Genomic DNA, 12,031 nt, shown 5'->3' with positions numbered 1-12,031 from the left:
ACACCGGGAGGTTACCGGTTCTCACCCCCCGTTACCACGCCGAGAACCCGCCGGAAACGAGGGTTTCCGACTGTTTCTCGATGTACTCCCGCTGCATACCGTGGACCGCCTCGGCGAAGGAGTCACCCTCTTCGAGGCGGTCGCGGATCCGCTCACGCTTCCAGTCGGCGGGTGTCGTTCCGTGTTCGGCCCGGTAGCGGAGCGGGGCGAGCCACGAGTCGGCCTCCGCCTCCGAGCACCCCGCAGCACGCAACCCGGCCGCGGCGTGATCGAGGAGGTCGGCGTACATCCCGTGTGGTCCGTTCCCGAAACTCCCTGAACCCGCCTCCGCCGACCACGCCCCTTCAGCAGCGGAGGCCGGTCCCGTCGTGTGCTCGCCGTCGTACCCGATCCACTCCATATCGGCGTCGATCCCGTCCGCGACCGCCGCGTAGAAGTTGTCGCGGGCGGCCTCCCAGTCGAGCCCGATGACCGGGTGTTCGTGGCGCGGGAGCGCCTCCATCAGCCCCGCGAATGCCGCTTGGAACGCGATAGAGTCGCGGACGGTCGGCTGCGCCGGGACCGGACGGAACTCGATACGGGCGTTCGCGCTCGACCGGCTCGCCCCTTCGAACACCGGTCGGACCCACCGCCAGTAGGTGCCGTGTTTCGTTCGAAACGTGGCGAAGGCGTCGTCGAACCGGTCGGAGTCGTCCGACTCCGGCATCGGGATCAGCGTCTCGTCACCCGCGATCCGGTCGACCGCCTCCTCCACGTCGTGGATGTCACGCGGGAACCGGACCTTGTTCTCCGCCGTCCGAGCGTTAAGTACCGACTCGAACACGTGGACTCGGTTCTCCGTCGCCCCGTCAGCGAGGGCGCGCTCGCCGTCCCATCCCTCTTCGTACAGGTCCGGCGGGAGCACCGGCGAGTTGACCCCCAGAGCCAAGAGCGGACCGGCGATCCGGAGCGCGTAACGGAAGTGAACCGGGAGCGTCTCCGCTTGCGCGACCTGGTAGTGCGGCTGGATCGACGTGATGAGGCTCTCGGGCATCACGGTGTCCGCCGCCAGCGACACCCCGGGTGCCTCCAGCGCGACTGACTGTCCCGCTCCATCGGCGTTGGCCATCGCGTGGTACCGGACGGCGTCGCTCATGTTGGCCGCCACGGTGACCCCGTCGACCTCGACGCTGTCGGTGAGGTAGCCGCGGGCGGTTTCGCCGGCGGGCGGGATCGTCCACACGCCGTCGGAAACGAGGCGCATCCCCTCGACGCCGGCGCAGTTCTCGGCGGCCTCCAGTCGGGCGCGGACCTCGGCGAGCTGCGCACGGAGGCCGTGATCCGAGAGCGGCTGCGGGCTCGTACACATCTCCGCGTTGTGGAGGCCGAGCTCCTTTTCGAACCCCATCAGTTCGAGGAGCCGGCGCGGGACGCGCATCAGGGCGTACTCGCCGGCGCGGGACTCCTCGCTCCAGCGGCCGTCGGCGACGGCGTAGAACTCGTACTCGAACCCGACGATCGACTGGTGGTTGTCGAACACGCCGTCGTGTAACCCCTGTTTGACGACCTCCGCCTCCTCTTCGGCGCGGGCCGTGAACGCCTCCGGGTCGACGGCGAGCGCCTCCCGGACCCCGTCAGCGAGGGTCGACTCGATGCTCATGCGGTTGGCGGACGGTCCGCTGTCCTAAAAGCTCGCCGGCCGCGAGCGCCCGTTTCCGTTAGGGCCCACTGTTGGCCGATCCTCACGCCGACTGCTCGCTAGTGCCCACCCCGTAGCGGGCTACACCCACCCCGCCGCGGGCTACAGCCCACCTCGACCGCCGGTCCGCACCGGGGCCCTTTTGCCCGACGACAGTCGATCCAGTTCATGGAGTTCGAGGCGTTCGCCGACCGCTGTCGGCGGTTGGAAACCGAATCGGGGGATCTCGCCACGACCGCCGCAGTCGCCGATCTGTTTGGCGACGCCGGTGACGACCTCGCGGTTACGACCCGGTTCCTCCTCGGACGCGTCTTCCCGGCGCACGACACGCGGACGCTGGACATCGGCCCCGCCGCGTGCCACGAGGCGATCGCCCGTGCCGCCGGCCCCAACGTGAGCGCCGGGGACGTGGAGGACCGGCTCGCCGACCGCGGGGAGATCGGCGCGGTCGCCGCCGGCTTCGAGTTCGGCGGCCAGCAGGGGCTCGCTGCGTTCGCGGGCGGTCGCGACGCGCTCTCGCTCAGCGAGGTCGACCGGTCGTTACGGGAGCTGGCCGCCGCCGAAGGAGCGGGAAGCGAGTCGCGGAAGGTAGACGCGCTGTTCGGCCTGTTCAACCGGTGTGAACCCGCGGAGGCGAAGCTGCTCGCCCGCCTCGTGCTTGGGGAGATGCGGATCGGGGTGGGCGAGGGGACCGTCCGCGACGCGGTCGCCGAAGCGTTCCTCGTCGACGATGGAGTGACCGCCGGGGAGGCGGACGGTCGCGACACGATCGGTGACGACGTGGAGGCAGATGGCGTGGAAGCGGATGACGTGGAGGCAGATGACGCGGAGGCGGATGGCGTGGAAGCGGATGACACGGAGATGGGTGACGCGGAGACGGATAGCGCGGATCGGATCGGCGAGAGCGACACCACGGACGGGGACGGCGAGAACGGTCCGGTTCTCCACGCGAGCGACGAGGCGGTCGCGGCGGTGGCACGGGCGCTTCAGGTGACGAACGACTACGGCCACGTGGCGGTGCTCGCTCGCGAGCGGGGGATCGCGGGGCTGCGTGAGGAACGACTGGCGGTCGGACGCCCGGTTCAAGCGATGCTCGCACAGGCGGGAACCGCGAGGGACGCGGTCGAGTCGTTCGGGGAGGTCGCGGTCGAGACCAAGTTCGATGGCGCGCGGGTGCAGGTACATTACGTGCCGGAAGGATGGGCGAGCACCGGCGACGCCCGGGAGACACGGACCACCGAGGCGGCGGGAAGCGAGGGGTTCGGCCCCCGCCTCTACTCGCGGAACATGGACGACGTGACCGACGCCTTACCGGAGATCGTCGAGTACGTCGAAGCGCGTGTGGGAGTCCCGACGATCCTCGACGGCGAGGTCATCGCGGTCGACGACGACGGCGACCCACTGCCGTTTCAGGAGGTTTTGCGTCGGTTCCGTCGGAAACACGACGTCGAGCGGATGCGTGAGGCGGTCACCTGCCGGCTCCACGCGTTCGACTGCCTCCACGCCGACGGGGACGACCTCCTCGACCGGCCGCTGCGTGCGCGCCACCAACGCCTCGTGGACGTCTGTCCCGACGCGGCGGCCGACCTCCGGCTCGCGGACGAAGTCGATGCGGTCGAGGCGTTCGAACGCGACGCCTTGGAGGCGGGCCACGAGGGGGTGATGCTCAAGGACCCGGACGCGGCGTACACACCCGGCGATCGAGGGCGAGAGTGGCTGAAACGCAAACCGGACGTGGAGACGCTCGACGCGGTCGTCGTCGGTGCGGAGTGGGGCGAGGGTCGCCGTGCCGAGCTGTTCGGCACGTTCCTGCTCGCGGTCCGTAAGGAGGGATCGGACGACTACGCGACCATCGGGAAGGTGGCGACCGGGCTCTCGGACGCGGAGCTCGAAGCGTTGACCGCGCGGCTAGAGCCACACGTGACCGCGGAGTCGGGAACCGACGTGTCGCTCCGCCCCGAAGTCGTCATCGAGGTCGGCTACGAGGCGATCCAGTCCTCGCCCACGTACGACTCCGGCTACGCCCTTCGATTCCCGCGGTTCGTCGGCGTCCGCGAGGACAAATCGGTTACGGACGCGGACACCCTCGATCGAGTCCGTCGGCTCGCCGGGTCGTGAGCCGATCGTCCGCCGAGTCGCCCCTCCGAACTCCGGTTCCGACGGGTCTCTCGCCCGCCGAAACGCCCCATCCCGCCCACAGACGGAACCTCCTTGCTGCTTCGTCCCGTACCGACGCATATGTCGAACCCGCTCGGCGACACGACGCGCCATCGGTTGACGGACGCGGCGGCTGCACGGCTCGCCGCAGCCGGGTTCGAGGTCGTTCGCCCGGACACACGCGCCGAGCCGCCGGCGATCGCCGTTCGAAAGGGGGCGGAAAGCGGTGACGCCACCTCCTTCAGCGGAGCGAGGGCAGGGAACGCGGTGGGGGACGAGCCGTTCGGGGTCGAGCCGTTGACGGTGGACGACGTCACCCCGACGACGGTCGTCTCCCGGCTCGGCCACGCCATCGAACGGGACCGGCGTGCGCTGTTCGTCGTCGCAAGCGACGAGATCGCCGAATCCGTCCGGTCCGTCCTCGAGGACCCGCCACTCATCCTCGACGAACGGGATGGACGACGGACGTTCTACGCCGGTCCCGATCGGATCCCGGTCGATACGACCGCCCTCCGGGTCGACACCGGCGGGTACGCCTGTGTCAGGGTCGACGACGTGGACGGGATCCGTTCGGACCCGACGTTCCGCTGGCGCGAGACCGACACCCCGGTCGGTCCGGTTTCGGCGGTGTCGGGAGTTGACGCCGCCGCGGTCGACGCGGACGGCGCGCCGGCGGTTCCGCGCCTCGTCTGTGAGGCGGGTGAGCGCGTGATCGCGGTGCTCGCCGGTGTCGAGAGCCTCCGGACCCCGCCGGCTGCGGCGTTCCCCTACTTCTACCGACGCGACCCGTCCGACAAACGGTTCCGCGTGCGTCGTGGCGACGACGGGACCGTCGTCGAGAGCGTCGGCGGGTTCGCGGCGATGCACGCCGCCGGGTTCGTCCCGATCCCGATGCCGCTCGTGCCGGAACACGTGCTGGCCACCGGGTCGTGCCCCGCGGACGAGTCGAACGCGGGGTCGCCGCGCGTCGAGAGCCGCTGGGACCTGTTGGTCGTCGGGGATGGAAACGACGGTCCGGGCCCGAATGCGAACTGAGTCTCCGACACGATAGTCACCCTCAAGGGCGCGCCGCGCGGATCCCGGGACATGACCGTTCGATACGACGACCTGACGGTGGAGTGGCTCGGCTACGCGACCGCCCGCGTCGAGGACGGGGGGCCCGTCGTGTACACGGACCCCGGCCGGTACGGCGTGCTCGACGAGTACTGGGCGCGCGACGGCGACGTCGTGTTGGTCACTCACGACCACCACTACGACCCGGAGGGGATCCGTTCGGTCGCCGACGAGTCGGCAACGCTCGTCGTCTACGAGGCGGTGGACCCGGAGCGGATCGACCGGGACGTGGAGTCGATCGACTCGCTCGCGGCCGACTACGACGTGATACGGGTCGACGACGAGACGGAAACGGAGGTCGAAACTCCCTCCGGAACCGTCACCGTCTGGACGGTCGCCGCCTACAACGAACCCGACGGGCCGCGAGCCGACGCCGACGGGAACGTGCCCCACCCCGAGGGGTTCGGCTGCGGGTTCCTCTTTTCGGCGGGCGAACGAACCGTGTTCTGGCCGGGTGACAGCGATGCACTGGAGGGCTTCGCCGAGCTCGACGTCGGCGTGTTCCTCGCGAACATCGGCGGCGGCGACATCGTTTCCGACCGTCACGAGTCCGCCGACCTCGCTGAGCGGATGGACCCGGATATCGTCGTCCCGATCCACTACGACACGTTCGAAGCACTCGAAGCGGACGGCGAGGCCTTTGCCGGCGACGTCGCCGCCCGGTCGATCCCCGTCGCCCTCGACGCCCGCTCGGCGAACCAGTGACCGGGTGAACCGTTCGTCCGCCCGCTGAGCCGTTTCGCCGAACCGTTTTTATCCCGGCCCCCGTACGACGAGGTATGTACGTCCGCGACGCCAAGAACCGGGACGAGGCGTGGTTGCTGGACGCGATCGAGGACGTCGGTCTGGACGACGTCGCCTTCCGCTCGCGGGACTACGTGATCGCGGTCGATCAGGAGTCCGGCGACCGCGCGGGGTTCGGCCGACTACGGGTCCACAAGGCGGACGGCGAGGAGGCGATCGAGCTCACCGGGATCGGCGTGCTCCCCGAGTGGCGTGGCAGCGGTATCGGCGCACACGTCGTGGAACGGCTCGTCGACACCGCGGCCGCGGAGGGGTTCGACGACGTGTACGTGCTCACCGACCAACCGGAGTACCTCACGCAGTTCGGTTTCGAACCGATCGACGACGATGCGCTCCCCGGGTCCCTGGTCGAGCGCCGCCCGGAGAAACGCGAAACCCTCGACGGCGACATCACTCCGCTTCGGCTCGCCACTGACGCGTTCCAAATGCCGTCTCACCTCCGTGATGCGTTTAAAAACGCGGCACAGGGCCCGAACGACGACGGCGAAGACCCCACGGAGTCAGCGGAGGACTTCGGGATCGACCCCGACACGGCGACGTACAAGTACGATACCGGGCGCTGAATCGTTAAAAGCAGTGAGCCGATACCCGCCGGTTCACCCGAGTAAGAAGCGGAGCCAGGGGTTCTCCCGAACGATCGCTGTCTGTTCGAGCGCGCGGTCGACGCCGAGGATACGGCCGGCGCCCCACGCGCCGAGGCCGAACAGTAGGAGCATGTAGACGAACGAGCTGTCGATGAAGTAGCCGTTCGTCATGGGGAACCCTTGCATGAGTCCACCTTCCCACGCGGCGGTCCAGAACATCGACATCTGGATCGCACCCATCAGCGCGGCAAATCGGAAGAACACGCCGAACAGCAGCGCGAGCCCGATCAGGATCTGCCCGAAGATCACGAGCGGGTCGACGATCGCCCCGTAGTTGGCGAACCAGGCAAATAGCCCGCTCAGCGGGTTCGCCTCCGCGATCGCGTTCTGGAGAAACCCCGCCGACGACCACGCCAGCGGGTCCCCGACCCCGCCCTCGAACAGCTTCGAGAGCCCCGCCTGAAGGAACACCCAGGCCATCACGACCCGGAGTCCCAGCATCGAGTACGCCAACCACGTCTCCGAGTAGTTGAACTCGATCTCACGTCCCAGTAGCTCCGACTGCAGCGTCCGTTCGGCCGGTTGTGTCGACATATCGATCTCCTCCTACCTCGACATGGGCGAGACGGATAGGTAAGACCGTACGCGGATTCCGAAAACATAAGAACGCCCTTTCAGTCTATCTCGGATAGCCTTGATGAACGTACAGCAAAGCGGGATAGTTCAGTCCAATCGTTCGGCTCGGCTCACCAGCGACGGAGGTCGGCTCGGCTCACCAGCGACGGGGGTCGGCTCGGCTCAGTGACGTGCTGTACTCGGTGAGCCGGGCGTAGGATCTCACGCACTATCGAACCCGCCACTTATCCGACCCCCCGGCGATCCCTCGGTATGGACCCACTGATCGAGGCCGCCCGCGAGGCGCTCGCGAACGCGCACGTTCCGTACTCCGACTACCGAGTCGGAGCCGCCCTCAAGACGGCCGACGGAACCGTCTACACCGGCTGTAACATCGAGAACGCCAACTACTCCAACAGCCTCCACGCCGAGGAGGTCGCCGTCGCGGAGGCAGTAAAGAACGGAGACCGCGAGTTCGACCGGATCGCCGTCACGTCGAGCGTCCGTGACGGCGTCACTCCGTGTGGGATGTGTCGACAGACGCTCGCGGAGTTCGCCGACGGCGATCTTCCGATCGTCTGTGACGAGGGAGGCGGCGAAGTCACCGAATACACGCTCGGCGGGTTGCTACCGAACGCGATCACACAGGGGACCCTCGACGACGCGGCGGACCAGGAGTAGCGACGTCGGAACGGCGACACGGCCGTCCCCGAGCAGTGCTCTGCGGGCCCCAGTCGTGGCTCGAAGGACCTATATCGGGGGCCTCGGAACGTCACGGTCATGACCGGAGACAGCGAGGATCCAAACGACGAACGGCAGTATCACGTCGAGGTCGGTCCCGGCGACGTCGCCGACGCCGTGCTCCTTCCCGGCAACCCGGAACGCGTCGACAAAGTGACCGCGCTGTGGGACGACGCCGAGGAGGTCGCGTACCACCGTGAGTACCGCACCGCGACCGGAACGTACGACGACGCGCCGATATCGGTGACGTCGACCGGGATCGGTTCTCCCTCAGCGACGATCGCCGTCGAGGAGCTGGCGCGCGTCGGCGTCGACACGTTCATTCGCGTCGGGTCGTGCGGGGCGATCCAGCCGGGGATGGACGTCGGCGACCTCGTGATCACGACCGGCGCGGTCCGACAGGAGGGCACGAGCGACGAGTACGTCCGGGAGGACTACCCCGCGACCGCCGACGGCGAAGTCGTCTCCGCGCTCGTCGCCGCGGCGGAGCGGCTCGGACACGACTACCACACCGGGATCACGATGAGCGCCGACTCGTTTTACGCGGGGCAGGGCCGTCCGGGGTTCGAGGGGTTCCGGGCGGCCGGCTCCGAAGCGCTCGTCGAGGAGTTACAGGACGCGAGCGTGAAGAACGTCGAGATGGAGGCGTCTGCGATCCTCACGGTCGCCAACGTGTACGGACTCCGTGCGGGAGCAGTGTGCTCGGTGTACGCGAACCGGGTCACCGGCGAGTTCCGGACGGAAGGTGAGTCGCGTGCCGCCGAGACCGCGAGCCTCGCCGTGAAACTGCTCGCGCGGATGGACGAGGTCAAGCACGAGGCGGGTGCGGATCGATGGCACGCGGGACTCTCTCTGTAGACGGTACGGGGGGTTGGCCGTAGACCGCACCGGTTCTCGGCCGACTGGCCCGGCAGGCCGGTTCCAAAGTGACTTTACGCGCGGGCCGCGGAGCCTCCGGTATGACATCTCAGATCGTCGTCGTCGGCTCCGGATACGCCGGCGCGGGTGCGGTAAAAGCGTTCGAAGACGAGATCGGTGAGGGTGAAGCGGAGCTCACCTGGATCTCCGAACACGACTACCACCTCGTGTTACACGAAGTCCACCGCGCGATCCGGAAGCCCGCGGTCGAGGACAAGATCACCATCCCGGTCGGGGAGATCCTGTCCGAGGAGTCCGCGTTCGTCCAAGGCCGCGTCGTCGACGTCGACACCGACGAGCGCGTCGTCGAGACCGAGGGCGGCGAGACCGTCGACTACGACTACCTACTTCTCGCCGTGGGCTCGACGACGGCCTTCTTCGGCATCGACGGGCTGAAAGAGCACGCACATCAACTGAAGGGATTAGCGGACGCGAAAGCGATCCACGAGGACGTCCGCGAGGCGGCCGCGAACGCGACACGGTCGGACCCGGCGCAGGTCGTTGTCGGCGGCGCAGGGCTCTCCGGTATCCAGACGGCCGGTGAGATCGCGGAGTACCGCGATGAACATCGCGCCCCCATCGACATCAGCCTCGTCGAAGGACTCGACGAAGTATTCCCGGGTAACGACCCGCAGCTGCAGGGGGCACTCCGACAGCGCCTCGAGGACGCCGGCGTCGAGATCCTCACCGGCGACTTCATTTCGAAGGCCGACGCGGACGCCGTGTACTTCGGCGACGAGGACGACGGGTTCGAGGAACTCCCGTACGACGTGCTGGTCTGGACCGGCGGTATCACCGGTCAGCCCGAGATCGAGGAAGTCGACGTCGAGAAGGACGACCGATCGAACCGCGTGTTCGCGGAGTCCGACTTCACCACGAGTGATGACCGCGTGTTCGCCATCGGTGACACCGCGCTTATCGATCAGGGTGGCGACGACGTCGCGCCGCCGACCGCCCAGGCCGCCTGGCAGGCCGCCGAGGTCGCCGGCGAGAACCTCGCACGAGCTGCCCGCGGCGCGCCGCTACAGTCTTGCGAGCACAAGGACAAGGGAACGGTCATCTCGATCGGCGAGGAAGCGGTCGCTCACGACGTGATGGGAATGCCGATCAAAACGTTCGGCGGGACTCCGGCGAAGCTGCTAAAGAAGTCGATCGCGGTGCGATGGATCTCGAAAGTCTCCTCGACCGGACGCGGGATCAGCGCGTTCGGCGATATGTGACCAGCGGTCCGGTCGATCGCTACTGAGGGTGGTGTCTACGGGTCCCCACCGGATATCCCGAGACGAAACGATACACTGCCGTTCTCCCTTCGCGTCCCTTCTCTTCCCCCTCTCGTCCGCTCGTTCGCTTCTCCCTCTGTCGGTTCGTCCGTTCCCAGCTCGTCTACTCGTGTGTGCGGATCTGGCACTCGGAGGGCGCAGTGCGTGGACGGTTCACGGCGACGCGATACTTAAAAGAGACTCAGTGTGCCGGCTCCTCGTCTGGCGCACGCATGTCATCGATTCGGAGGATCAGGACGTTCGCGGTGTCGTCTTTCCCGTCCACGGTCCCGTCGATGACGAGCTTCGAAAGTGGTGTCGGGCCGACCGTCACCGAGTCACCCTCGTGGAAGTCACGGACGGAGCCCTGTACGTGAATTTCGGCACGGCAGAGCTCGGGGTGGTGAACGCTGGAGAGATCGATCCCGTCGACGTTGACGCCCTCGATGACCTCGCCCTCGTGTTCGATCGGAACGCGGGCCGGCTCGTCCATACGCTGGATATCGAGGGCCTCGTACGCGTTCGACGTGGGTTTGTACCCGCCTTTCGGTCCCGGTACCCCTTCGACCAGCTGGAGTGCCTTGAGGCTCTGCATCTGGTTGCGGATCGTGCCGGGGTTCCGGTCGACTTCCTCGGCGATCGCCTCGCCTTTGACGGCGTCCTCTTCCTGCCCGTACAGGTTGATGAGCGCCGTGAGGATGCTCTTCTGGCTTGACGTGAGCTCTATCGATGACATAACTCCGAATACATGGCCGCCCCGCATAAATGCGATGGAAGTGCCTTATAAACGGATCGACCATGTCGATCATGACGGGCCGACGTTCCTGAACCGGAGGTACGCGACCGGACTCGCGAACACGACGGCGATCCCGAGGACGACGAGCACGAGCGCCGCGTCGCCGACGACGAACGCGAGGCCGGCACCGATGAGCCCGATCAGTGCTCCCGTGAACGCGACCGCGATCAGCGCACCGGCGGGACCGATCTCGGCCGGATCTATTCGAGCGTGGGCGTCGTTCCGCCGGTCGTCGTCTTGCCCGTCGTGTGTCCCAGCGTCATCGGCCCGCCCGTCGTCTGCTTCCTCGCTTGTGCCCGATCGGCCTGTACTCCGGCTCATAGCGAGGGTTTCGGACGCGAACCCGAAGACGGTACTGGATCCGTGTCGGTCCGCGGGCCCGGCGGATCCCCGCCATTCAAGCCGTGGGGAGCTCCCCATCGAGTATGACACGAGTCAGGATCATCGGTGCGCCGACAGACTACGGGGCGAACCGACGCGGTGTCGATATGGGACCGTCAGCGATCCGGTACGGCGGGTTGGCCGACGAGCTTGCCGGTGCCGGTGTCGACGTGGTTGATGGGGGGGACCTCACCGTCCCACGGGCGGAAGAACGGGACCCGGAAGCGGAGGCACCCGCGACGGGCGATGCGAAGTTCCTGAAGGAAACCGCGGACGTCTGTCGGCGGCTCGCGGACGAGGTGAGCGGGGCGCTCGCGGACGGAGCAGTCCCTCTCGCGCTCGGCGGCGACCACTCCATCGCGATCGGATCGCTCGTCGGCTCTGCCCGCGAGGCGGAGATCGGCGCGGTGTGGTTCGACGCGCACGCCGACCTCAACACGCCCTCGACGACGCCCTCCGGAAACGTCCACGGGATGCCGTTGGCCGCCGCGCTCGGCATCGACGAGTTCGCCGACACCGACTGGGCGAACGCGCCGGGGCTCTCACCCGACAATATCGCACTCGTCGGACTCCGGTCGGTCGACGATGCCGAGGTGGAGCTGATCCGCGAACGGGGATTCACCGCATACACCATGTCGGACATCGACGAACGGGGGATCACGGAAGTCACGGAGGAGGCCTTGGCGGCCGCTGCCGACGGCGTCGACGGGGTTCACGTCAGTCTCGACCTCGACTGGCTGGACCCCAACGAAGCGCCCGGAGTCGGGACGCCCGTCCGCGGTGGCGTCACGTATCGTGAGGCGCACAGCGCGATGGAGCTCGTCGACGAGGCGGACTGTCTCCGGTCGATGGAGCTCGTCGAGGTCAACCCGACGCTCGACCGGAACAACGAGACGGCCGCGCTCGCCACCGAGCTCGCCGCCAGCGCGTTCGGCAAGCGGGTCATCTGATCTCGCGCCGCTGATCGACCCGCAGGGCTTTAGCC

12 protein-coding genes are annotated in these 12,031 nt (G+C 67.8%); 8 read left to right on the top strand and 4 right to left on the bottom strand.

Annotated elements, in window-relative coordinates:
- Positions 1-31: 31 nt before the first annotated feature.
- Positions 32-1,639 (bottom strand): glutamate-cysteine ligase family protein, encoded by a 1,608-nt coding sequence (locus ACZ5TV_RS00585; RefSeq protein ID WP_379781216.1) that lies wholly within the window; start codon positions 1,637-1,639, stop codon positions 32-34.
- A 207-nt stretch (positions 1,640-1,846) separates the two neighbouring features.
- On the opposite strand from ACZ5TV_RS00585, the gene ligA reads away from it, so the two are divergent.
- From ligA to ACZ5TV_RS00565, 4 genes are all read left to right on the top strand, one after another.
- Positions 1,847-3,796: an ATP-dependent DNA ligase LigA gene (gene ligA, locus ACZ5TV_RS00580; protein WP_464383995.1), complete on the top strand. Its 1,950-nt coding sequence runs from the start codon at positions 1,847-1,849 to the stop codon at positions 3,794-3,796.
- A gap of 120 nt (positions 3,797-3,916) precedes the next feature.
- Positions 3,917-4,870 carry a hypothetical protein gene (locus ACZ5TV_RS00575; protein ID WP_464383994.1) on the top strand — a complete coding sequence of 318 codons (954 nt, stop codon included), beginning with the start codon at positions 3,917-3,919 and terminating at the stop codon, positions 4,868-4,870.
- 51 nt (positions 4,871-4,921) lie between these two features.
- On the top strand, positions 4,922-5,653 hold the full coding sequence (locus ACZ5TV_RS00570; RefSeq protein ID WP_379779095.1) for an MBL fold metallo-hydrolase: 732 nt from the start codon (positions 4,922-4,924) through the stop codon (positions 5,651-5,653).
- A gap of 74 nt (positions 5,654-5,727) precedes the next feature.
- On the top strand, positions 5,728-6,315 hold the full coding sequence (locus ACZ5TV_RS00565) for a GNAT family N-acetyltransferase (protein WP_379779093.1): 588 nt from the start codon (positions 5,728-5,730) through the stop codon (positions 6,313-6,315).
- Between the two features lie 33 nt (positions 6,316-6,348).
- Here ACZ5TV_RS00565 and ACZ5TV_RS00560 read toward each other — a convergent pair whose 3' ends face one another.
- Positions 6,349-6,930: a DoxX family protein gene (locus ACZ5TV_RS00560; protein ID WP_379779091.1), complete on the bottom strand. Its 582-nt coding sequence runs from the start codon at positions 6,928-6,930 to the stop codon at positions 6,349-6,351.
- Positions 6,931-7,224: 294 nt separating this feature from the next.
- Here ACZ5TV_RS00560 and cdd point away from each other — a divergent pair, with 294 nt between their 5' ends.
- The 3 genes from cdd (at position 7,225) to ACZ5TV_RS00545 (ending at position 9,830) form a co-directional block, all read left to right on the top strand.
- Positions 7,225-7,632 (top strand): cytidine deaminase, encoded by a 408-nt coding sequence (cdd, locus tag ACZ5TV_RS00555; protein ID WP_379779089.1) that lies wholly within the window; start codon positions 7,225-7,227, stop codon positions 7,630-7,632.
- A gap of 99 nt (positions 7,633-7,731) precedes the next feature.
- On the top strand, positions 7,732-8,550 hold the full coding sequence (locus ACZ5TV_RS00550; RefSeq protein ID WP_379779087.1) for a nucleoside phosphorylase: 819 nt from the start codon (positions 7,732-7,734) through the stop codon (positions 8,548-8,550).
- Between the two features lie 101 nt (positions 8,551-8,651).
- Complete coding sequence (locus tag ACZ5TV_RS00545; RefSeq protein WP_379779085.1) at positions 8,652-9,830, top strand: NAD(P)/FAD-dependent oxidoreductase; 1,179 nt, start codon at positions 8,652-8,654, stop codon at positions 9,828-9,830.
- 241 nt (positions 9,831-10,071) lie between these two features.
- On the opposite strand, the gene ACZ5TV_RS00540 is transcribed toward ACZ5TV_RS00545, so the two are convergent.
- Together ACZ5TV_RS00540 and ACZ5TV_RS00535 are read right to left on the bottom strand one after the other, a co-directional pair.
- The gene (locus ACZ5TV_RS00540; protein WP_379779083.1) at positions 10,072-10,605 is read right to left on the bottom strand and encodes an Rrf2 family transcriptional regulator; all 534 of its coding nucleotides are present in this window, start codon (positions 10,603-10,605) and stop codon (positions 10,072-10,074) included.
- A gap of 69 nt (positions 10,606-10,674) precedes the next feature.
- Positions 10,675-10,986 carry a hypothetical protein gene (locus tag ACZ5TV_RS00535; protein WP_379779081.1) on the bottom strand — a complete coding sequence of 104 codons (312 nt, stop codon included), beginning with the start codon at positions 10,984-10,986 and terminating at the stop codon, positions 10,675-10,677.
- 104 nt (positions 10,987-11,090) lie between these two features.
- On the opposite strand from ACZ5TV_RS00535, the gene rocF reads away from it, so the two are divergent.
- A complete protein-coding gene (rocF, locus tag ACZ5TV_RS00530; RefSeq protein WP_379779079.1) occupies positions 11,091-11,996 on the top strand; it encodes an arginase in 906 nt (301 codons plus the stop codon).
- Positions 11,997-12,031 lie beyond the last annotated feature (35 nt).

The organism is Halorubrum tibetense (assembly GCF_055396225.1).
Note: the sequence above shows the minus strand (reverse complement) of the source record. Positions and strands in the feature narration are given on the sequence as shown.